General features: G+C 66.0%; 23 protein-coding genes and 1 tRNA gene. 3 read left to right on the top strand and 21 right to left on the bottom strand.

Annotated features, from left to right (window positions below; translation table 11 throughout):
• Positions 1 to 20 precede the first annotated feature (20 nt).
• The 10 genes from AC5Y39_RS21045 to rpmE all read right to left on the bottom strand — a co-directional run bounded on the left by AC5Y39_RS21045 (position 21) and on the right by rpmE (position 7823).
• A complete protein-coding gene (locus tag AC5Y39_RS21045) occupies positions 21 to 1358 on the bottom strand; it encodes a F0F1 ATP synthase subunit B/delta (RefSeq protein ID WP_500021622.1) in 1338 nt (445 codons plus the stop codon).
• Positions 1359 to 1360: 2 nt separating this feature from the next.
• Entirely contained in the window at positions 1361 to 1870 is a 510-nt protein-coding gene (locus AC5Y39_RS21040; protein WP_500021620.1) for a F0F1 ATP synthase subunit B, read from the bottom strand.
• Between the two features lie 9 nt (positions 1871 to 1879).
• Positions 1880 to 2134 (bottom strand): F0F1 ATP synthase subunit C, encoded by a 255-nt coding sequence (locus AC5Y39_RS21035; RefSeq protein WP_499912564.1) that lies wholly within the window; start codon positions 2132 to 2134, stop codon positions 1880 to 1882.
• Positions 2135 to 2195: 61 nt separating this feature from the next.
• Positions 2196 to 2951 (bottom strand): F0F1 ATP synthase subunit A, encoded by a 756-nt coding sequence (gene atpB, locus AC5Y39_RS21030; RefSeq protein WP_500021618.1) that lies wholly within the window; start codon positions 2949 to 2951, stop codon positions 2196 to 2198.
• Entirely contained in the window at positions 2948 to 3397 is a 450-nt protein-coding gene (locus AC5Y39_RS21025; RefSeq protein WP_500021616.1) for an ATP synthase subunit I, read from the bottom strand. The genes atpB and AC5Y39_RS21025 overlap by 4 nt, the downstream gene beginning before the upstream one ends.
• Positions 3398 to 3632: 235 nt before the next feature.
• Positions 3633 to 4832, bottom strand: a complete 1200-nt coding sequence (locus AC5Y39_RS21020) for a glycosyltransferase family 4 protein (protein WP_500021614.1) — start codon at positions 4830 to 4832, stop codon at positions 3633 to 3635.
• 32 nt (positions 4833 to 4864) lie between these two features.
• Positions 4865 to 5518 carry an L-threonylcarbamoyladenylate synthase gene (locus tag AC5Y39_RS21015; protein WP_500021612.1) on the bottom strand — a complete coding sequence of 218 codons (654 nt, stop codon included), beginning with the start codon at positions 5516 to 5518 and terminating at the stop codon, positions 4865 to 4867.
• Positions 5515 to 6396, bottom strand: a complete 882-nt coding sequence (gene prmC / locus AC5Y39_RS21010) for a peptide chain release factor N(5)-glutamine methyltransferase (protein WP_500021610.1) — start codon at positions 6394 to 6396, stop codon at positions 5515 to 5517. The genes AC5Y39_RS21015 and prmC overlap by 4 nt, the downstream gene beginning before the upstream one ends.
• A complete protein-coding gene (prfA, locus tag AC5Y39_RS21005) occupies positions 6396 to 7448 on the bottom strand; it encodes a peptide chain release factor 1 (RefSeq protein WP_500021638.1) in 1053 nt (350 codons plus the stop codon). The genes prmC and prfA overlap by 1 nt, the downstream gene beginning before the upstream one ends.
• 132 nt (positions 7449 to 7580) lie before the next feature.
• Complete coding sequence (gene rpmE / locus AC5Y39_RS21000; RefSeq protein ID WP_500021608.1) at positions 7581 to 7823, bottom strand: 50S ribosomal protein L31; 243 nt, start codon at positions 7821 to 7823, stop codon at positions 7581 to 7583.
• Positions 7824 to 8181: 358 nt separating this feature from the next.
• Between rpmE and AC5Y39_RS20995 the strand changes: the two genes are divergently transcribed.
• Positions 8182 to 8640 carry a hypothetical protein gene (locus AC5Y39_RS20995; RefSeq protein ID WP_500021606.1) on the top strand — a complete coding sequence of 153 codons (459 nt, stop codon included), beginning with the start codon at positions 8182 to 8184 and terminating at the stop codon, positions 8638 to 8640.
• 59 nt (positions 8641 to 8699) lie between these two features.
• On the opposite strand, the gene rho is transcribed toward AC5Y39_RS20995, so the two are convergent.
• From rho to argS, 6 genes are all read right to left on the bottom strand, one after another.
• A complete protein-coding gene (gene rho, locus AC5Y39_RS20990; protein ID WP_500021636.1) occupies positions 8700 to 10487 on the bottom strand; it encodes a transcription termination factor Rho in 1788 nt (595 codons plus the stop codon).
• 341 nt (positions 10488 to 10828) lie between these two features.
• Positions 10829 to 11782, bottom strand: coding sequence for a homoserine kinase (gene thrB, locus AC5Y39_RS20985; protein ID WP_500021604.1), 954 nt, complete (start codon positions 11780 to 11782; stop codon positions 10829 to 10831).
• Positions 11783 to 11796: 14 nt separating this feature from the next.
• On the bottom strand, positions 11797 to 12879 hold the full coding sequence (thrC, locus tag AC5Y39_RS20980) for a threonine synthase (RefSeq protein WP_500021602.1): 1083 nt from the start codon (positions 12877 to 12879) through the stop codon (positions 11797 to 11799).
• A complete protein-coding gene (locus tag AC5Y39_RS20975; protein WP_500021600.1) occupies positions 12876 to 14201 on the bottom strand; it encodes a homoserine dehydrogenase in 1326 nt (441 codons plus the stop codon). Before AC5Y39_RS20975 ends, thrC begins: the two co-directional genes overlap by 4 nt.
• On the bottom strand, positions 14198 to 15583 hold the full coding sequence (gene lysA / locus AC5Y39_RS20970) for a diaminopimelate decarboxylase (RefSeq protein WP_500021634.1): 1386 nt from the start codon (positions 15581 to 15583) through the stop codon (positions 14198 to 14200). Before lysA ends, AC5Y39_RS20975 begins: the two co-directional genes overlap by 4 nt.
• Before the next feature lie 35 nt (positions 15584 to 15618).
• Positions 15619 to 17271, bottom strand: a complete 1653-nt coding sequence (gene argS / locus AC5Y39_RS20965; RefSeq protein ID WP_500021598.1) for an arginine--tRNA ligase — start codon at positions 17269 to 17271, stop codon at positions 15619 to 15621.
• A 124-nt stretch (positions 17272 to 17395) separates the two neighbouring features.
• Here argS and AC5Y39_RS20960 point away from each other — a divergent pair.
• Positions 17396 to 17468, top strand: a tRNA-Arg gene (locus tag AC5Y39_RS20960).
• A 176-nt stretch (positions 17469 to 17644) separates the two neighbouring features.
• Here the strand turns inward: AC5Y39_RS20960 and AC5Y39_RS20955 are convergent.
• Both AC5Y39_RS20955 and AC5Y39_RS20950 read right to left on the bottom strand, forming a co-directional pair.
• On the bottom strand, positions 17645 to 17824 hold the full coding sequence (locus AC5Y39_RS20955) for a hypothetical protein (protein ID WP_500021596.1): 180 nt from the start codon (positions 17822 to 17824) through the stop codon (positions 17645 to 17647).
• 16 nt (positions 17825 to 17840) lie between these two features.
• On the bottom strand, positions 17841 to 18899 hold the full coding sequence (locus AC5Y39_RS20950; protein ID WP_500021594.1) for a hypothetical protein: 1059 nt from the start codon (positions 18897 to 18899) through the stop codon (positions 17841 to 17843).
• Positions 18900 to 19038: 139 nt separating this feature from the next.
• Here AC5Y39_RS20950 and AC5Y39_RS20945 point away from each other — a divergent pair, with 139 nt between their 5' ends.
• Positions 19039 to 19362, top strand: a complete 324-nt coding sequence (locus AC5Y39_RS20945) for a hypothetical protein (protein ID WP_500021592.1) — start codon at positions 19039 to 19041, stop codon at positions 19360 to 19362.
• 43 nt (positions 19363 to 19405) lie between these two features.
• On the opposite strand, the gene AC5Y39_RS20940 is transcribed toward AC5Y39_RS20945, so the two are convergent.
• The 3 genes from AC5Y39_RS20940 to AC5Y39_RS20930 all read right to left on the bottom strand — a co-directional run.
• Positions 19406 to 19540 carry a hypothetical protein gene (locus AC5Y39_RS20940; protein ID WP_500021590.1) on the bottom strand — a complete coding sequence of 45 codons (135 nt, stop codon included), beginning with the start codon at positions 19538 to 19540 and terminating at the stop codon, positions 19406 to 19408.
• 114 nt (positions 19541 to 19654) lie between these two features.
• Entirely contained in the window at positions 19655 to 19942 is a 288-nt protein-coding gene (locus tag AC5Y39_RS20935; RefSeq protein WP_500021588.1) for a hypothetical protein, read from the bottom strand.
• A gap of 55 nt (positions 19943 to 19997) precedes the next feature.
• The coding region (locus AC5Y39_RS20930; protein WP_500048284.1) for a phage major capsid protein at positions 19998 to 21564 on the bottom strand (1567 nt) is incomplete at its 5' end.

The following is a 21564-nucleotide window of genomic DNA, read 5'->3' as shown; positions in this document are numbered from 1 at the left end:
TCTGTTGCTGTCATTCGAAATCAGTCCGGCAGTCGATTGCGAGCTGCGGCGAGCCGCGACGCCAACGTCCCGTCGATCACCTCGTTGCCGATGGACACCGCCAAACCGCCGAGCAGCTGCGGGTCGACCTCCAGCTGCACGGAGACAGGACGCCCGTAAATACGGCTGAGCACCTGTGTCAGGCGCTCACGCTGGGCGTCGCTGAGTTCGGCGGCGGCCTTGACACGCGCCACGACTTCGTCATGTCGGGCAACCGCCATCTGCGCCAACATCGCAACGGCTACGTCGGCGCGGCCGCCGCGCAGTAGGTCGACCGTCTGCTCCAACAGGGCCGCGGTGGTGGGGTTCACGTCACGGCCACGGCCGAGCACGTCTTTGAGCAGCCGGACTCGCCCGTCGGCGGGGCGGGTGTAATCGCTGAGCAGGGTTTCCAATTGCGGCTCGGCGTCGAGGATTCGGCCGAACCAGAAGAGTTGCTCTTCGACCTCGTCGGCGTGGCCGCCGCGCTCGGCGCTGACCAGAAGGGCCAGCCGTGCGACGTGCTCGACTCCGTCCACCAAATTGGCATCCGAGGACCAACGTCCTGAGACTGCCGCGCCGAGGATCTGCAGCGCGGAGTCGCTGACCTTGCCTCGCAGCACCGACTCCAGCAGCCGCACTTTGGGTTCAGCATCACTCGACGGGTCGGCCAGATGCCTGGTGAGGATCGCCTCGCGGTTCAAAAGCTTTGTCACCGCGGCCAAATCGCCGGCCAAGTCTGACAACTGCGACTCGTCCAAGTCGCCGGTCACCTCGTCGAAACGCTCGAGCAAGGAGTTGAGCGCTTCACGGCTGCCGGAGCGCAGCTTGGCCGTCGCCGGGTCGTCGATGCTGATGCTCGACGGCGCCATCGCGTCCAGCTCGTCCAGGAAGCGGTCGACGGTGGCCGACCTGGCGTCCGCATCGGAAACGTGCTCGCGCACGAGTTCGTCGGCCCTCGCAACGGCCTCGGCGCCGAGATCTTGGCGCAACTGCCGGATGAACTGAGCCCGCAGCAGCTGAACGTGTTGCTGGCCTTGCACTTTGACGCGCTCCACCTCGGCGTCGGCTTGTGCCCGCAGCTGTTCGGCGATGCTCTTCGCGTCCGCGCGGGCTTCTTCGATCACCCGCTTGGCTTCTTCTTCGGCCTCCTGCAAAGCCCTGTCATGCGCCTGCTTGGCTTCCTGGAGGCGCTTTTCGGCGGCGGCACTGTCTTCCAGTTGCTTGCGCACTGCCTCCTGGCGGTCGGTCATGAGCCGGCGCACCGGTGGAATGACGTAGCGCCACAACAGAAATGCGATGACTGCGAAGCCGATCAGCTGCCCGATGAAGGTCGACATGTCTACCGCCTGGCCTTCGCGGATGCTTCGGTACCGACGTCGACCCCCAGCACGCGACTGGCCAACGTCGCCGCGAGACTCTCCATCGAGGAGCTCAGGTCGGCGGAGATCGCGTCGGCTTGCGCCTTGAGTTCCTCGCTGGCCTTCTGCAGCGCCGATGCCGACTCTTCGGAGACGCGCGCCTTCATGTCTTCGAGGATCCTGCGGCCTTCTGCACGTGCCTCATCGCGGATTCCCGACGCCTCCCGGCGGGCCTGCGCCATGGCGGCCCGGTAGTCGTCGTCGGCGGCGGCGAACTGCTTGTCCGCTTCGCGGTTGTCCCGCATGGTTCGGGTGACCATCTCATCGCGTTCGTGCAGCACCCGCATGATGGGCGGGACGACGAATGTGCCGATGACGCCGAGCACGATCAAGAAGATGATCAGCACGACGAAAAACGTGCCGTTCGGTACGAGGAAGTTCTGCTGACCGCCTTCCTCAGCCGCAAGCAACGTCATGGTCCCCTCGCGCATTTCGGGGGACTACTTGACCGGGGTGGCGAACACGAACAAGGCCATGAACGCCAGGTTGATGAAGTAGGCCGCCTCGACCAGGCCCACCGTGATGAAAAACGGTGTGAAAAGCCGGCCCTGCGCCTCTGGTTGCCGCGCGATGCCGGAGATCAGTGCGTTACCGGCGACGCCGTCACCGATACCGGCGCCGATTGCGCCGCCGGCCATGATCAATCCACCGCCGATGAGAGCGCCGGCGGCGACTGTGGGATCTAGAGCAGCCATTCATATCCTCCTAATTAGCTGGTGGCGCTTCCACCAGGACTTGCCGGACAAGTTCGGGCGCCTAGTCATGGTGCTCGTCCTCGAGTTCCATGGATTGGCTGAAGTACAGGATGGTCAGCAGCGCGAAGATGAACGCCTGAATGGCGCCGACGAACAAGTCGAAACTCTTCCAGATCGCGTTCGGTGCCCACATGATGTAGGGCGGGAACAAGGCGATCAGCGCGACCAGGATGCCGCCCGCGAAGATGTTGCCAAAAAGTCGCAGCGACAACGAGATTGGCTTGGCGAGCTCCTCGACGAGGTTGATCGGAGCCAGGAAGACGACGTGGCCCTTGAGCAGCCGGGCCGGGTGTCCGAGGATGCCGCGCCGCCAGATGCCGGCGGCGTGGTAACAGATGAACACGAACAGCGCCAGAGCCAACACGAAGTTGATGTCCGAGGCGGGCGGAGCGAGCAGTTCGTGCGGCTTGCCGTCCTTGGAGTACTGAACCGGCAGCACCGAAAGCCAGTTCGCGACCAGGATGAAAACGAACAGCGTCACTGCGAGCGGCAGCACGAACGGGGCGATGCGCAGACCGATCGTGGTCTCGATCTGGTTGCGCATCTGAACGGTGATGGCTTCGAAGAACAGCTGAACCCCGTTCGGCACGCCGGACGACGTGACCTTGGCGCGCAAGTAGAACGCCAGCGCAAGAACAATGACCGCAGCCACTGCGGTGGCCAAGATGGTGTCGGTGTTGACGGTCAGGCCGAACCATTTGGCGGTCTCATGGTGACCGACTTCGATCGAACCCTCGGCGAGGATGGCCTCGGTCATGACGTCGTCTCCCTCCCTTCACCTGCGGCTTGCGAGCCCTCTTTACGAAGTGCCTTCATGACCGGCAACGCCGTCGTCAAAACCAGCAGCACCTGGAACAGGGCGAGCCCGAACACCACACCCAGGCCGGCGGGCCGGAACACGAATGCGATGACCAGACCGATGACCGTGATGACCAGGAGCCGGGTGGCGGAATTGAGCGCCATCTTGCGCTTGAGCGGATGAGCTTCGGCGGTGATGGACTCGACCGACCGCTGCACCAGCACGGCGTTGAGCAAACCGAGAGCGAGGCCGATCCCGAAGAACACTCCGAACGACGCGTGACCCAGCGATGCGGCCGCGGCCACCGCCACGGCGGTCAGCGCAAGGCAGATCACCAGCAGCCGGAGCGGGCGGAACGCAACGGAGGGAAACACCAACGGCGCGTTCTGCGCTGGCGTCGTCACTTGCTACCTCAATCCCGCGTGTCTGACAGATGCCTGGACGATTCCCAGTGGACCCGCCGAGCGTATCGGAGGGCGACGGGCGCGCTGGAATCACCCAAGGGGCTTCTCCCTATGTCGGTCGTTCTCGGGTCATCGAAGTCCACTCCGACGGCCCGGGGGGCCGGCAACCCGCGGTGGTACTTCCGGGTTCTACCAGCACCGTACCACATGGTAGGAAGCCCAAAAGGGCCCCCTACTACTCGTCGTCGTACAGCTCGTCGCCGCGCCGCAGAAGCGGTATCACCGTCACCACGATCGCAACGACGATGGCCGCCAACATGACTCCGCCGGTGTAGCGCGGGTCGAAGAAAATCGTGCTCGCGGCGCCGAACGCGACGATCCCCACCCACAGGTAGATCAGTAGCACGACCCGCCGGTGCGAGTGGCCGATCTGCAGCAGACGGTGGTGCAAGTGCATCTTGTCCGGACTGAACGCGCTGCGGCCGGCGCGGGTGCGTCGCACGATCGCCAGGAGCAGGTCGAGCATCGGCACGAACATCACCGCGACCACGAGCAGAAACGGCGACATCAGAGCGAACACGTCGCGGGCCCCGTAGGCATTCTGCGAAATCGGGCCCGCGGCCGTGGTGGACGCGGCGGCCAGCATCAGCCCGATCAGCATCGACCCGGAGTCACCCATGAAGATGCGCGCGCGGTGGAAGTTGTGCGGCAAGAACCCCAGGCATGCGCCGGCGAGCACCACCGAAATCACCGCGGGAGGGTAGAACAACACGTCGCCGCCGTGGTCGCGCAGCAATCCCACAGAGAAGACGCAGATGGCCAATGCCGTGATGAGCCCGAGGCCGGCAGCCAGTCCGTCGAGCCCGTCCACGAAGTTCATTGCGTTGACGATCGCGACCGTGAGCGCCAGCGTCAAAAGGATCGACGACACCTGGTCCAGCACAATCGTGCCGACTCCCCCGAGTGGGATGTAGAGCACGCTCCATGCCACGCCCATCGTGACAAGCACACTGGCAGCGGTTATTTGGCCGGCGAACTTGGTCAGCGCGTCCAGTCCCCACCGGTCGTCGATCAACCCGATGCCCATGATGATCCCGCCGGCGACGAGGACGGCCGGCATTCCCGACGAGTACACGAACCCGCGGGTAAGCGCAGGCAGCTGGGAAGCCAGCAGGACGGCGGCCAGCACGCCGATGTACATGGCCAGGCCGCCCATGCGCGGCGTCGGCTGCACGTGGACGTCACGTTCGCGCGGGTAGGCAACGGCACCGAGCCGGGTAGCCAGCATGCGGACGCCGTCGGTGCAGAAATACGTGATGATCGCTGCGGTCAGTCCGACAAGAGCCAGCTCCCGCAACGGAACACCCGCGCCTCGCTCCGCGAGGGCGAGCACGGTGCCGGCTGCCGTGATCACCGGAAAACCGTACTGCACCAAGCTGAGACCAATCCGCTAGCGCGCCGCCCGACTCACCTCTGAAGGGTCGTGGCGTCGATGCCCAAGACGTCGGCGATCTCGTCCGCTCGCACCGGCCCTTCGCGCAGGATGCGCGGAGTCGGTCCGGTGAGGTCGACGATCGTCGACGCCGCCTGCTGCACCGCGGGGCCCGCGTCGAGATACACCTCGATCGAATCGCCTAGTTGCGACCGCGCTTCCTCAGCGGTGACCGCCGGTGGCCGGCCGGAGATGTTCGCGCTCGACACCGCCATCGGGCCGACGTCGCGCAGCAGCTCGATCGCGACCGGGTGCAGCGGCATGCGAACCATCACGGTGCCACGGGCTTCGCCGAGATCCCAGTGCAGCGAGGGCGCCTGTTGTACGACGATGCTCAGCGCGCCCGGCCAGAACGCATGAATCAGCTCCCGCGCGGCATCGGGTACAGCGAACGCCAAACCGTCGATGGTCTGCCAGGAACCAACCAGCACCGGCACCGGCATGTCGCGGCCGCGGCCCTTCGCCGCCAACAACGCTGCGACCGCGCCGGGGTCGAACGCATCGGCGCCGACGCCGTACACCGTGTCGGTGGGCAGCACCACCAGGCGACCGCTCTTGACCGCGTTGGCGGCGGCGGCTAGACCGTTGGCGCGCTGCGTCTCGTCGGCGCAGTCGAACGTCTGACTCATGACGCGGCCTTCCTGCGCGCGGTGACGAACCGCGGTCTTCCGCCGAAGTCGCGACGAGGCGTCACCTCGTCGAACATGTTGGTGCGCTCCAGCATTGCGACGACGGCCGCCGACGCGGCATCGTCGTGCTCGACCGCAAACGGCGCGCCTTCGCGCAGCCATCGGCCGGCCAGCACCACAATGGCCTCGATGATCGACAGACCGTCCGGTCCGCCGAACAGCGCCTGCGGCGGATCATGTTCGGCCACTTCGGGTTCCAGCGCAACGCCGTCGGGCAGATACGGTGGGTTCGCGACGAGCAGGTCGACGCGGCCGTCGAGGTCGTCGAAGAGCAGCGGATCGCGCACGTCGCCGCGACGCAGTTCGACCGACGTCCCCCTCGTGTTGCGGCGCGCGTAGCCAAGGGCGTCGACTGAGATGTCGACGCCGATCACCCGGGCGGACGGACTGTGCCGGGCGAGCGCTGCGGCAAGCGCCCCGGAGCCGGTGCACAAGTCGACGATCACCGGGCTCGCGTCCGAAAACCGTTGCACCGTCGCCCATTCCAGGAGCGCTTCGGTTTCGGGCCGCGGGATGAACACGCCGGGACCGACGGTCAGCGTCAGCGGTCCGAACGACGCCGTTCCGGTGATGTGCTGCAACGGAATTCGCTGGGCGCGAGCAGTGACGACTTTGCGGTAGCACTCGAAAAACCCGTCGGCGACCGTGTCGAGCAGCGGCAACCGGCCGCGCGTTGTGTGCGCGAGGTGGGCCGCAAGTTCCTCGGCCTCGACGCGGGCGCAGGCCACTCCAGCCTCGGTGAGCGTGCGAGTGGCCTCGTCGATCGCCTGTCGCAGCCGCGCCTTCCGCTCTTCGTGCACGCGACTCATCGCCGCCATCATGCCTGTTGTAAGCGGGACTGCTTGTCGGCGGCGGCAAGTGCGTCGAACAGCGCGTCGAGGTCGCCGTCGAGAACCTGGTCGAGGTTGTGCGCCTTGTACCCGATGCGGTGATCGGTGATCCGGTTCTCCGGGAAGTTGTAGGTGCGGATCCGCTCGCTTCGGTCCACCGTGCGGATCTGGCTGGCCCGGTCGGCGGAGGCGTCGGCCAGCGCCTGCTCTTCGGCCAGCGCCTGCAGCCGGGCGGCCAGCACCTGCAGCGCGCGGGTCTTGTTCTGCAACTGGGAGCGCTCGTTCTGGCAGGTGACGACGATGCCGGTGGGCAGATGGGTGATCCGCACGGCCGAGTCGGTGGTGTTGACGCCCTGGCCGCCTTTGCCCGAGGACCGGTAGACGTCGATGCGCAGGTCGGACTCGTCGATCTGCACCTGGCCGACTTCCTCGGGCTCCGGGTAGACCAGCACCCCTGCGGCCGAGGTGTGCACGCGGCCCTGGGATTCGGTGACCGGCACCCGTTGCACACGGTGCACGCCACCCTCGAACTTCAGCCGCGACCAGACTCCGTCAGGTGAATCACCCTTGCTGGAAATGGCCAGCGTCGCGTCCTTGTAGCCGCCGAGGTCAGACGTCGTCTGGTCGAGGACCGTCACGGTCCAGCCGCGGCGCTCGGCGTAGCGGATGTACATGCGGGCGAGGTCTGCGGCGAACAGAGCAGACTCTTCGCCGCCCTCACCGGATTTGACCTCGAGCAGAATGTCGTCGGGGTCGTGCGGATCGCGCGGGGCCAGCATGTCGGTCAGCTGGGTGTCGAGTTCGTCGACCTGTGCTTGCAGTTGCACCACCTCGTCGGCGAACGACTCGTCGTCGGCGGCCAGCTCGCGCGCAGCTTCGAGGTCGCCGCGCGCGGCGGTCAGCTTGCGGTACGTCGCAACGATCGGCGCCAACTGCGCGAACCGGCGTCCGGCCTTGCGGGCGGCACCGGGGTCGGCGTGCAGTTCAGGATCGGAAAGGCGACGCTCGAGTTCGGCATGCTCGGCCAGCAACGCGTCGATCGCGGGCGCGCCGGTGTCAGCGCTGGTCTGCGCCACCTGTGTCACCTCCCTGACCGGTTCTGAACTTCGCCCGAACGCGAGCCGACGCCCGTTCCGCGCTCATGGGCGACAGATCGGGCGTCGGACGAACAGCTATTTGTCGGCGTCGGCCGATTGCGTCGAGGCGTTCTTGCGCTTGCCGTAACGCTTCTCGAACCGCGCCACCCGGCCGCCGCTGTCGAGGATCTTCTGCTTGCCGGTGTAGAACGGGTGGCACTGGGAGCAGACCTCGACGACGATCTGTCCGCTCTTCTTGGTGCTGCGCGTGGTGAACGTGTTGCCGCAGCCACAGTGCACAGTGGTCTCGACGTAGTCTGGGTGAATACCCGATTTCATGGTGTCCTCTTCGATCGTGGACCCGGGTCGCCTGGTCAGACGTGAGTTGTCAGACGTGAACCGGAACCGAGGTGTCGACGGTCGATTATGCCAGCTCAACCGCCACTCACGCGAAACGCCTGGGTGGCAGGCGCTATTCCGGCGATAACGAATTCTGCGGTAACGGCCGGATGGCGTTGGCCGATGAATGCGTTAGGGGGTCGTGGGTCCGTCTCACGGCAATGGCGCGGTGAGGCGCCCGTCTCTTCGGCACAGCGGCCGATTTTCGGTGCGGCCGTCGAAGAGCTTGACAACAAAGGTGCCAGCTTCGGACCGGTCGGGGCGATTCGAAGTTCGCCGGTCGCAATAGGAGTGATAGATGAGGGTGAAGAAGGTATTGGCAGCGGTGACTTTGACCAGCGCGCTGTCTGCCGGTGCCCTGGGCGCGGGAGCCGCGGTGGCGGCTGCCGCACCGGTGGGGCCGATGCCGGCCAAGCCGGGTCAATGCGGTCACGACAACGACTGCTGGCCCGGGCCGGGTCGCAATCGCGGTGAGAACCGGAATTGGAACAACGGCGACAGAGACTGGACGGTCGGCAGCGCCGATTGGTGGCGGGGCCGTCCCGGCAAATGGTGGCGTGACGGCGATCTGCCGCCGTGGGGATTCTGGGGGCCACCGCCACCGGCGCAATGGTCCGGCCCGCCGCCGTGGGTGGATCCGCACCCGATCAACTATTGGGGCTACACCGCCACCCCGGTGTGGGATGACGGCTTCCACGGCTGGGGAATCTGGCTCTTCGGGGTATGGATCCCGATCGTCGGCATCCAGGGCTACTAGCCAGCCAAGGGAAACGGCCGTCTTGCGTCACCGCAAGGCGGCCGTTTCCGTCGTCTCCGTTAGGAGGCGAATTCTTCGTTGACCGGCCCAGGCGCGTTCTTGGACACCTGCATCAGGAACTCGTAGTTGTTCTTGGTCTTCCGCAGCTGCGAGATCAGCAGATCGATGGCTTGGTGCGAGTCCAAACCCGACAGCACCCGGCGCAACTTGTGCACGATCGCGAACTCGTCCGGGGACAGCAGCAACTCGTCTTTGCGGGTGCCGGACGGGTGCACGTCGACGGCCGGGAACACCCGGCGCTCGGCGATCTTGCGGTCGAGCTTGAGCTCGGCGTTGCCGGTGCCCTTGAACTCTTCGAAGATCACGGTGTCGCCCGTCGAGCCGGTCTCGACCATCGCGGTCGCGATGATCGTCAGCGAGCCGCCCTCTTCGATGTTTCGGGCGGCGCCGAGGAACCGCTTCGGCGGATACAGCGCGGTCGAGTCGACACCGCCGGACAGGATCCGGCCGGAAGCGGGCGACGCATTGTTGTACGCACGGCCCAATCGGGTGATCGAGTCGAGCAGCACGATCACGTCTTTGCCCTGCTCGACGAGGCGCTTCGCGCGCTCGATAGCCAGCTCGGCGACCGACGTGTGGTCGGACGGCGGACGGTCGAACGTCGACGCGATGACCTCGCCCTTCACCGAGCGTTGCATGTCGGTGACTTCCTCAGGCCGCTCGTCGACCAGCACCACCATCAGGTGGCATTCGGGGTTGTTGCGAGTGATCGCGTTCGCAATGTCCTGCAGCACCGTGGTCTTGCCGGCCTTGGGCGGCGACACGATCAGCGCACGCTGGCCCTTGCCGATGGGCATGATCAGGTCGATGACCCGCGTGGTCAGCCGGTCCTGGGTGGTCTCCAGGCGCAGCCGCTGATTCGGATACAGCGGGGTCAGCTTGCCGAACTCGGGGCGCTTCCTGGCGTCCTCGACCGGGCCGCCGTTGACGGTGTCGATGCGCACCAGCGGGTTGAACTTCTGCCGCTGGTTGGGCTGCTCGCCGTCTTTGGGAAGACGCACCGCGCCGGTGATGTGGTCGCCCCGGCGCAGACCGTTCTTGCGGACCATGTTCATCGAGACGTACACGTCGTTGGGGCCGGCGAGGTAGCCGGAGGTGCGGACGAACGCGTAGTTGTCGAGCACGTCGAGGATGCCGGCGACCGGCTGTACGACGTCGTCGTCCCGCAATTCCGTTTCGCCGCCGCCGCCTTCGGCACCGCGTTCGCGCCGCCTGCGGTCCCGGAACCGACGGCCGCGACGGCCCTGTCGGCCTTCGCCGTCGTCGTCGCCGCGGGCTTGGTCGCCCTGCGCTTGGTCGCTGCGGCCCTGGTCGCCTTGCGCTTGGTCGCCGCGTTGGCGGGTGTCGGTCTTGGTGTCGTCGGCGGTCTTGGCAGCACCGTCGCCCTGCGCCTGATCGGACTTGGCCTGATCGGACTTGGCCTGATCGGACTTGGCCGCGTCCCCGGCGGCAGGTGTCTCGGTCTTCTCGCCGCCGCTCTGCGCGCTGTCGACGGTCTTGGCGGGCGCCTTCTCCGGCGCCTTCTCGGTTGACTTGTCCGTGGCGTTATCTGTCGCCTGCCCTGCGGCAGCCTCGGCGGCCGACGCATCGCCGTTGCGGCCCTTGTTGATTGACTCTCCGCGGTGTTCGCGGATGGCGGCGATCAACTCGCTCTTGCGCATGCCCGAGGTGCCCTTGACGCCAACCTCGTTGGCCAGTGCGCGCAATTCCGGCAGCACCATGGTGGCCAGTCCACCGTCAGTCTTGAGGTCACGCGCCGGCGCTTCGGCGGGCGCAGAGTTCGAGATTTCGGCTGTCACGGTGGTGGGCAACTCTGGGTGTTCGGCGCCACTGTCAGCCGCTATGAGGTCCGTATCGGTCACGGATGTCCTTTCTTTCCCTCGCAGTTTCGCCATACGAGGGGTTCGTTGCACTCAGCGATCCGCTGGGTGCTTATGTCCCACCGCTGTAGTTGCAACGGTGATCGCATCGGTTCGCAGCTGTCGGGCGAACCGTCATTCCCCGAGAAGAATTGGTGGTCGTCCTACTGTCGGCGCAGGTAGAAGCTGCGATTGCTGGACGGCACCGAGGATAACCCGCTTCCGGGGCGGAAGCAAGAAACGCCACTAGGCGTCGGCCACTGTGTTTGTCATCGCGGCAAGCGAGGTGCCACGACGTCTGAGGTCCATCGCACCCCCGTGCCGACCGACATCTCACGGACAGTGAAGTCGTTGGCCACACCGAACTCGAGGGCTTCGGCGGGCAACTCAGACCGGGTAGTCAGCGCGATAACCGCTGGTCCGGCTCCTGAGAGCGCCGCTGCGACACCGTAACGCCGCAGCACTCGCAGGTATTCCCACGACCTCGGCATCGCGGAGGCGCGGTGCGGTTGGTGCAGCACGTCATCGGTCGCGGTGAACAGCAGGTCCGGTCGTTCGGTCAACGCGACGACCAGCAACGCGACCCGGCTGGCGTTGAAGCGAGCGTCCTCGTGGCTGACGTGGCCCGGAAGCAGCACCCGGGTGGCGGCGGTAAGCGACCGCTCCTCGGGGATCGCGGTGAAGATGCGGATATCGGGGTGCAGCCGCAACGGCACGGCCGAGTATTTGTCGGTATCGCCGTCGCTTTCCGTCCACGACACCACGGCACCACCGAGTACAGCAGCTGAAGCGTTGTCGGGATGCCCTTCGGCCTCCGAAGCGAGCTGGATCAGTTGGGCGCTGCTCATCGATGGCCAACCCGCTTGTGTTACAAGACCATTCGCAGCCGCGAGCCCGCCGACCACCGCGGCTGCCGAGGACCCGAGCCCCCGGGAATGCGGAATGTCGTTGCGGCAGCGCACCACAAGTCCGGCAGCCGCAACCCCGGCGGCCGCGAGCCCGCGCTCCACGGCCCGAACCACCAGGTGCTCACGCGTCAGCGGAACGTGGCCCGCCCCTTCGCCCTCCACCTCGACTTGAAGCCCGGATTCCGTTGTCGTGACGACGATTTCGTCGTACAGACTCAGCGCCAGACCGAGACTGTCGAACCCCGGGCCGAGATTCGCAGAAGACGCCGCAACCACGGCACTGGCCGTCAATCCGGCGGGAAGAGCGGATGTCACGGTGGCGACTCCATCTAGACCAGGCCCAGCTTTTCGACGACCGCAGTGGGGTCCACCGGAATCGGCGATACCGGCGGAATGCCCTTCAGGGCGGTGTCGGGATCCTTGAGTCCATTGCCGGTCACCGTGCACACCACCGTGGACCCTTTGCGGACCCAGCCGTCTTCCACCGACTTGAGCAGGCCCGCGATGCTGGCCGCCGATGCCGGTTCGACGAACACGCCCTCGCTGGACGCGACGAGGTGGTACGCGGCCAGGATCTCGTCGTCGGTCGCCGCCAGGAACCGGCCCCCGGACTGCTGCTGTGCTTCCACTGCGGGCCCCCACGACGCCGGGGAGCCGATCCGGATCGCGGTCGCGATCGTCTCGGGATTCTTGACGGGTTCGCCGTGCACCAGAGGTGCCGCACCGGCGGCCTGGGTGCCCAGCATCCGGGGCAGCCTGTCGCTGCGCCCGTCGCGGTGGTACTCGGTATAGCCACGCCAGTACGCGGTGATGTTGCCCGCGTTGCCCACCGGCAGGGAATGCACGTCAGGCGCGGTGCCCAGCACGTCGACGATCTCGAACGCGGCGGTCTTCTGCCCCTCGATGCGGACGGGGTTCACGGAGTTCACCAGCGCGACCGTCGGAAAGTCGGCGGTGGTCTTACGAGCCAGTTCGAGGCAGTCGTCGAAGTTTCCGTCGACCTGGATGATCCTGGCGCCGTGCATGACGGCCTGGGCCAGCTTGCCCATTGCGATCTTGCCCTGGGGAATCAGCACCGCGCAGGTGATACCGCCGCGTGCTGCGTACGCCGCCGCGGACGCCGAGGTGTTGCCCGTCGACGCGCACAGCACTGCTTGCTGGCCCCGCGCGAGGGCGTCGGTGACCGCCATGGTCATGCCGCGGTCCTTGAAAGAGCCCGTGGGGTTGGCGCCCTCTACCTTGAGATGCACTGTGCAGCCGGTCATTTCGGACAATCTCGGCGCGAACACCAGCGGAGTGCCACCCTCGAGCAGGGTGACTGCCGTCCAGTCGGCGGCCACCGGCAGGCGGTCACGATACGCGGCGATCACCCCCGGCCAGGGCTGATGCACCGTGGATTCCGTCGCGGTCATTCGCTGTTCCCCTCCAACCGCAGCACGCTCGCGACGTTCTGCACCACGTCGAGCCCGGCCAGCGCGGCGACGGTGTCCGACAGCGCCGCGTCGGTGGCCTCGTGGGTGACGACCACCAGCCGAGCGCCGACTCTCTGACCTTCTTGGCTGACCACACCCTCCTGGCGGACCTCGGCGATGCTCACCTCGTGCTTCGCGAATTCGGCTGCCACAGCGGCCAATACACCGGGCCGGTCGGCGACGTTCATGCTGACGTAGTAGCGGGTGACGATCATTCCCATCGGCGCGATGGCCAGCTTGGCGTACTTCGACTCACGCGGGCCGCGGCCGCCCTGCACGCGGTTGCGAGCCGCCATCACCACGTCGCCCATGACTGCCGACGCCGTGGGCGTGCCGCCGGCGCCCTGGCCGTAGAACATCACCTGTCCAGCCGCTTCGGCTTCCACGACCACCGCGTTGAACGCGCCGTTCACCGCCGCGAGAGGATGGCTCAGCGGCACCAGCGCCGGATACACACGGGCCGAAACCCGTTGCTGCCCATGGTCTCCGGTGATCCGCTCACAGATCGACAGCAGTTTGATGGTGCGGCCCAGGGCGCGCGCCGAGGTGAAGTCGGCGGGGGTGACCTTGGTGATGCCCTCCCGGTAGACGTCGTCGGCCGAGACCCGGGTGTGGAAGGCGATGGACGCCAAAATCGCAGCCTTCGCGGCGGCGTCGTAGCCTTCGACGTCGGCGGTGGGATCGGCCTCGGCGTAGCCCAACGCACTCGCGTCGGCCAGCGCGGATGCGTAATCGGCTCCGGTGGAGTCCATTTCGGACAGGATGTAATTCGTGGTGCCGTTGACGATGCCGGCCACGCGCAGCACGGAATCACCGGCCAGCGACTGCGTGAGCGGGCGGATCACCGGGATGGCGCCCGCGACGGCGGCTTCGAAGTACAGGTCGACATGTGCTCGCTCGGCGGCCTGCGCCAGTTCGCCGGTCGACTGGGCCAGTAGCGCTTTGTTGGCAGTGACCACGGACTTGCCGCGTTCCAGCGCGCCGAGAATGGCTTTGTGCGCAGGATCGACCGGTCCCATCAATTCGACGACGATGTCGACGTCGTCGCGCGACACCAACTCGTCGATGTCGCTGGTGAGCAACTCCACCGGCACTCCCCGGTCGGGGGCGACCCGGCGGACACCGACGCCGCGAAGCTCCAGCGGGGCACCGATGCGGGCGGCCAGATCGGCGGCGCTGTCGTTGATGATTCGCACCACCTGGCTGCCCACGTTGCCCAACCCGAGCACAGCTACGCCTACGGGCTTTTCGTCGCCTGTCATCCGGTGGTCACCTCCAAACTCAGTAGATCGTCGACCGTCTCCCGGCGCAGGATCAGGCGGGCTCGCCGATCGCGCACGGCCACGACAGCCGGCCGGCAGATCATGTTGTAACGGCTGGACATGGAATAGCAGTACGCGCCCGTCGCCGCGACCGCCAGCAGATCGCCCGGCTTCACGTCGTCATTGACCCACGTGTCGCGGACGACGATATCGCCGCTCTCGCAATGCTTTCCGACGATGCGCGCGAGGACCGCGGGTCGATCGCTGCTGCGGGACACCAGCCGCACGTCGTACTCGGCGCCGTACAGCGCGGTGCGGATGTTGTCGCTCATTCCGCCGTCGACGCTGACGTAGCGCCGGTTTGCGTGCGGCGTGACCGCAACGTCTTTGACCGTCCCGACCTCGTACAGCGTGATGGTGCCGGGCCCGGCGATCGCGCGGCCGGGTTCGACGATCAGCCGCGGTTCAGGAAGCCCCACGGCCGCTGACTCGTGGCGCACGATGCCGGACAACTTGGCGGCGAGATCCTCGACGGGTGGCGGGTCGTCGTGCGGAAGATAGGAAATGCCAAGGCCACCACCGAGATCGATCGCGGAGATCTGAGATGTCTTGGCCACTCCGAATTCGGCGACGACGTCACGCAACAGTCCGATCACGCGGTGCGCCGCCAGCTCGAAGCCGGCGACGTCGAAGATCTGCGAGCCGATGTGACTGTGCAGGCCCACCAGCCGCAGATGGTCGGCCGCGAAGACATGGCGAATGGCCGCCATCGCTTCGCCGCCGGCAAGCGACAGCCCGAACTTTTGGTCCTCGTGCGCGGTGGAGATGAATTCGTGGGTGTGCGCCTCCACCCCGACCGTGACGCGGACCAGCACATCCTGGACGGTGCCTTGCTCACCGGCGATCGCGTTCAGCCGATCGATCTCGGTGATGGAATCCACCACGACGTGACCGATGCCCGCCCGCACGGCGGCGGTCAGCTCGCCGACCGATTTGTTGTTGCCGTGGAACGCGATCCGCTGCGGCGGAAAATTCGCGCGTAGGGCGACCGCGAGCTCACCGCCGGAGCATACGTCCAGACAGAGCCCTTCGTCGGCGATCCAGCGCGCAATCTCGGTGCACAGGAACGCCTTCGCGGCGTAGTGGACGTTCTCCCCGCCACCGAACGCGGCGGCCATCGCGCGACAACGGCCGCGGAAGTCGTCCTCGTCGATCACGAACAACGGGGTGCCGAACTCGCGGGCTAGGTCGGTGACGGGCACGTCGGCCATTCGAACCACCCCGTCGTCGCCGCGAAAGACGTTGCGTGGCCAGACGTTCGGCGCGAGGGCCAGCAGCTCTTCGGCGGTCTGCGGCTTCGGCGGGGCGGCGGCAGGGTGCACTTCCTTCGCGTGGCGAGGTCCGGCCGGATGGGCGATCACATGCGCTCCGGGGCGGTGACACCGAGAATGTCCAGGCCGTTGGCGATGACTTGGCGCGTGGCCTGGCACAGCGCCAGCCGGGCGGCGTGCAGTTCGGTGGGCGGCTCGTCGCCCTGGGGCAGTACTCGGCAGGTGTCGTAGAAGCGGTGGTAGTCGCCGGCCAGGTCCTCCAGGTAACGGCTGATGCGATGCGGTTCGCGTTGTGCAGCAGCGGTTTTGAGGACGCGCGGGAATTCGCCGAGGTTGCGGATCAGCGTGCCTTCGCGGTCGTGCGTGAGCAGGTGAAGGTGACCGGTGTCCGGTTGCACACCGAGTTCGGCGGCGTTTCGCGCCAGTGCCGAGAGGCGGGCGTGCGCGTATTGCACGTAGTAGACCGGGTTTTCGTTCGAGGCGCTCGACCACAGTGCCAGGTCGATGTCGATGGGCGTGTCCACGGAGCTGCGGATCAGCGAGTAGCGGGCAGCGTCCACGCCGATGGCTTCGACCAGGTCGTCGAGCGTGATGACGGTGCCGGCGCGCTTGCTCATACGCACCGGCTGCCCGTCGCGGACCAGGTTCACCATTTGGCCGATCAGCACTTCGACGGTGTCCGGGTCGTCGCCCAGCGCAGCGGCTGCTGCTTTGAGCCGGGCGATGTAGCCGTGGTGATCCGCGCCGAGCATGTAGATGCAGAGGTCGAAGCCGCGTTGCCGCTTGTCGAGGTAGTAGGCGAGGTCGCCGGCGATGTAGGCCGGCTGGCCGTCGCTCTTGATCACGACGCGGTCCTTGTCGTCACCGAATTCGGTGGTGCGCAACCAGATTGCGCCATCTTTCTCGTAGATGTTGCCGGTCTCGCGCAGCCTTTTGATGGCTTGCTCGACACGACCGCTGGTGTGCATCGACTCTTCGTGCGTGTAGACGTCGAAGTCGGTGCCGAAGTCGTGGAGGGACTGCTTGATGTGGCTGAACATCAGGTCCACGCCGATGGACCGGAACGTCTCGTGCTGCTGATCGTCGGGCTGGCTCAGCGCGTCGGGCGCTTTCTGGAGCACTTGGGCGGCTATCTCGTGGATGTAGCTGCCGGCGTAGCCATCTTCGGGGGTCGGCTGACCTTTAGCCGCGGCGATCAATGAGCGGGTGAATCGGTCGATCTGTGCGCCATGGTCGTTGAAGTAGTACTCGCGAGTGACGTCGGCGCCCTGGCTGGAGAGCAGCCGGCCGAGCGCGTCGCCGACCGCGGCCCATCGCGTGCCGCCGATATGAATTGGTCCGGTGGGATTGGCGGAGACGAACTCGAGGTTGATCTTGCGGCCCTTGAGTGTCGTAGCGTGCCCGTAGTTTGGGCCGGCCTGGATGACGTTGCTGACGATCGCGCCCTGGGCCGACGCGGCGATGCGCAGGTTGACGAAGCCAGGCCCGGCCACCTCGGCGGAGGCGATGCCGTCGATGTTGCCGAGCTCTTCTGCCAGCCAGCCGGCGAGTTCGCGAGGGTTGACTCCGACCTTCTTGCCGAGCTGCAGCGCCAGGTTGGTGGCGTAGTCACCGTGCTCGGGGTTGCGCGGCCGCTCCACTGTGACCGTGGCCGGCAGCGCGACGGCGTCGAGGCCATGCTGGACCAGCACCGCTGCGGCGGTGGTCCTGAGCAGCTCGGCCAGGTCGGCGGGGGTCACGAGGGTCCATCCTATGGGCTGGGCGTTTACAGCCCGAATCCATTCCGATGGGCTGGTGACGGCCGCGATGCGCTAGTCTGGGCGAGCCCAACGGCGCAGCGTCTCGGCGAAGTCTTGGCGATGCGCCCCCGTAGCTCAGGGGATAGAGCGTCTGCCTCCGGAGCAGAAGGCCGCAGGTTCGAATCCTGCCGGGGGCACTGTCTGATCAGCACAAACGCAGCTCTGCACAAGGTTCGCACAACAAGCAGCCGAAGGCTAGAAACTGGCTCGGGCTGGCTGCACGATTCCCAGCGCTGAGCGCGTCCCTCCCGCGCCCGCGCTGACCTTGCATGTGATCGCATGACCGCGACGGCAGGTGAGCGCAGGCGCTCACCTAGTTCTGCTCGGCGTCGCGCTGTTTGCGTTTCAGCGCGGGAAGGAGAATGGTCGCTACGGCCCGCAGCTCGTCGACCGTCATGGCGTCCAGCAGGTCGTCGATTGGCACGCCGATCCGCTTCTCCCACGAGCGACGGTTGCGCTCGCGGATCGCTTTCATTACGCGCTCCTCGTCCATGCGTTCAAGCGTAGATTCAGTGAGTTTGACGGGCGTCCCCTTGCTGCCCGTCAACATCGCTGCTCTCGCTCTCGGGAGCGTCGTCGTCGATTTCCTCGCCGTCGTCGCGGACTTCCTCACCCCGGTCGCGGCCATCGCCTTCGTCGTCGTCTTCCTGTTCCACTTCCACGGGTTGCGGTCCAACGAGTTCTGCTTCCGCCCACAGGCGCTCGACCTCTGCGCGCAGTGACTCGCGTGCGGGCGACGGTATCGGGGTCAGAACGGTAGTTTTCCTGCCGACGCCATTGAGAGAAGCACCCAGCGTAAATACAGTCCCGTCTTCGGCCAGGAGAACGCGATCGTGCAGGTCCGCTGATTTTCGCACTTCCACTTGGCGCGTAAGACGAGCGTCAAGATGGGTTTGCATCGCCGCGAGCTCGGCCTTCCCCGTCTTACCTGAGACGAGGAGTCGCGTTAGCTGTGTACTGGCGACAATTCTGCTCAGACCCTCGAGTTTCAGGTAAGGATCGACGAGAAGACCAGCACCCGCGTTGGCGAGCTGTCCGACTAGCTGCGGGTAAGCGAGCGGGTCCTGACCTTCGAGAACGACAACGTTGACGTCTTCTTCGGTCGGCTCCTGTTCACGGTCGCGAAGCAACGCACGACCAAGCTCGGTAAGCCGCAAACCGGCTTCCTCGCCGTTAGGCACCTTCTCTAGCCACGTCAGGCGGACGAGATGGTCGATCACCGTCTCAGCGGGGGTTACCAACTCCCTGTAGGCGTTGCCGGAGAACTGACCCAACATCGACGCAATGCCGTGCGTGAGCGAACCAAGTCGATTGGAGAGCATCGTGTTAACCATTCGGGACACTGCGTCGGCTTGTTCAACAACCCCGAGGCCACTGAAGGAACTCGGTAGCGCACTGATGCCACCCGCTGAGGTTGGGCCGGGCCGAACGGTGCGATACTTGGCCTCAGCCGGTTTTGGATTGTTACGCCACAGCATGACTTGTCGGGCTGTCGGGCTGTATGAGCTTCGGTTGCAGGCCGCAATGAACGCAAGAACCCGGTATTGCTCGTCCGAGAGGATATTCACGCCCGACAACTTTAGCGCCGGTCAACGACAGCCTTGCGCGTCCGAAGTGACACGTTCGAGCGCGACCGTGAGGGGAGGGCCAAACCTAGCGGGCGTTTCGCGACCGCTAATTGTCGGCGCCCAGGTCTACGCTCGGCCCATGCCAACCAATATCAAGGTGAGCGTCGCGCTCGACTCGCTGACATTTGGAGACCTATACGACTTTGTGGACCTCGCCCGCAGCGCGGGCATACCACCAGACGCGCCGGTTCAACAGGTCCCGTGGAGTGAGCAGGAACCCGAACTCGGCATCGAAAAGTTCGAGGTTTCGCTACCGCACGGCGGCGCTCGCAGAGCGCCGGACTTCACCGACGCTGACCTTGACAAGCTCATCTGGGCACTCGATGACGTGATCGAAAGCGAAGGCGATGCACGATCGCACATCGCCGAACTGTCCGAGATTCGAGACCGGCTTCGCGGCTGAACCGCCGAACCGACCGGGCATAGGTGAGGCTTCCCGCGCTCGGTCAGGCTTCCGGCTCGATCACATCAGCGGACTGCCATGCCGTCATCGGTCGTGGCGGGCCTAGCAATTCGACGCGGTACTCCGTGGGTTCGCTCTGAGCGGGTTCTATGCGTTCGACGCGGTACTCGTTGGGCATGGTGACAACCTCTGTCGTTGTATGGGATTGCCGTGCCACGCCTCGCCTCGTCACGATGGCCGACCGTCAAGGCGTCGCGGCTACCCAGGTCGGCAGCGTCAGCCTACCACGCGGCTACGTCGGGTCGGCAGCGCAAGCATCAAGCCCGCAGGCCACCACCTGCTCGACGTAGCCGACCGCGCCGTCCCAGCCTCCGCTGATCACCAGCGAGTCAGCGACATGGACGACCAGATGCTCGGCAACCTGCCGCCAACAGTGCGAACAGTCGCCCAGCTCGGCGGCGATCAGCTCGCGGGCGTGCTCGTCGTGGTGCAAGCGGGCCAGGATGAGCCGCCAGGTGCGCGGGAAGTTGCCTCGGTGTGTGTGCATCGTCGTGGTGGTGTGACCCAGCGGGCCGGGCACCGCGACCACCAAACGGTGATCGCGGGTGCACCACCCGGCCCGCCAGAGCCAGGTTCTAGGTGACGTTCAAAACCCGAAATGCGTTGTCGGCCACGCTGTCTGCGCCGTAACGTGCCCACAGCCACACGCCGCGCTGGCCGGTCGGCCTGCGGTTGGCGCCGAACAGGTGCGGCACCAACTCGACAGTTGAGCCAACCCGCTGCGTCACAACATAATTCGAGAAATCACCGTAGACGAGCACGTAATTCTCTTGGCCCGCGTTGATCGTCCCGTCCATGTTGCTCAGCTCGTTGATGTTGCGGCCCAACAGCATCGGCGGGTTCTGCGCCAGCTCGGGGAATTTGATCGCCCCAGCCGCCGACTCGAACTGTCTGGCTGCGTTGATGATCGCGAGGTTGGCGCACCACTGGGCATTCGCTGAGAATCGCGGCGGCAGGCTGTTTTGCAGCGCGAAAACATCACTGGCGGCAAAGGTGTCGGTGGTCGTGGAGTTGACCACCACCGATGGCGAGGACGCCACCAGTGCGGTGATGATGCCGGTCGGCTGGCCGACACCGCTGCCGACGGTGAGTGCGGCGTTGAGCAGCTGGTCCGCGCCGTCCTGTAGCAGTCGCCCAAGCTCTTGCATCAAATTCGTTGCGTCGCCTTGCAATTCGACGCTGAACGGCACGAACACACTGCACTTGTAGTTCGGGATGGTCGGCTCGGCCATCGTCGGGCTGGCGTCGCTGGCCTCCGCACCCTCGGCGAGCCATTCCGCGACCACGCCGTTGGACGAAACACCATGCCACACATCGGAAACCGTGTTGACCACCCGGCTGATCGTGAGCAGTGGGTTCACCGATCCGGCCGACGTGAGAATCACCGTCGGATCGAGCTGGAACGGTACGAGATACCCACCTGCCACGTCGGTCAGCGACATCGCCCTTTGCTCAGCCTTGAGGCGGGCCACCCGCTCGAACGCTTCGCGCTCTGCCGCTGAAAACTCGAGGGCGGCACGCTGCTCCCCGGAGTGCAGGATTTTGGCGAAAGCGCTGCGGTAGTGCTCGCTGCCGCTTTCTGCGATCCACCGCGCTACCCAACTTCTTTCGATGTCGGGGCCGGTGCCGATAAGCTGCTCGCACAGTTCGGCGGCACGCGCGGGAAGGCCGTGCTGCCTCACCGAAGCGTCGAGCTGGTGCATGGCGCGGGATCGCAGGCCACCCATCGCGCCCCGATCATCAACATCATCGGGCAAGCGGTAGCCGCCCTGCGACGTGCCGGCCTCGAGACGGACTCCGTTGCCGCCACCGCGGACGGCGTTCGCCTTGACCTCCAACAGGTACCGGTGCCGACTGAGTTGCTCGAATTCGTCGCGCAGGTCATCGAATTCCCGCTGCTCGGCGCGCGTTGGCTCGTCCAGCGCGCCGATAGCCTCCATTCGGGCCTGAATGTCTTGCAGGCGCGCAACTGCCTGTTCATGGGTCAGATTCATTGGTTTCTCTGCTCTTTCGGGTAAGCGCGGTCGGCGCTCCCAGGGCCGAAAGGAACCATCGCTAAGGAAAGCACCCTGGAAGCTGCCGACCACGCAAGAATCGGTTGCTGATTCGCCGGGTGCGGCGCGGCGCGGCCTCTGTGCCTGC

It is taken from the genome of Mycobacterium sp. NGS39 (assembly GCF_059812765.1).
This window is presented reverse-complemented; position numbering and strand designations above follow the sequence as displayed.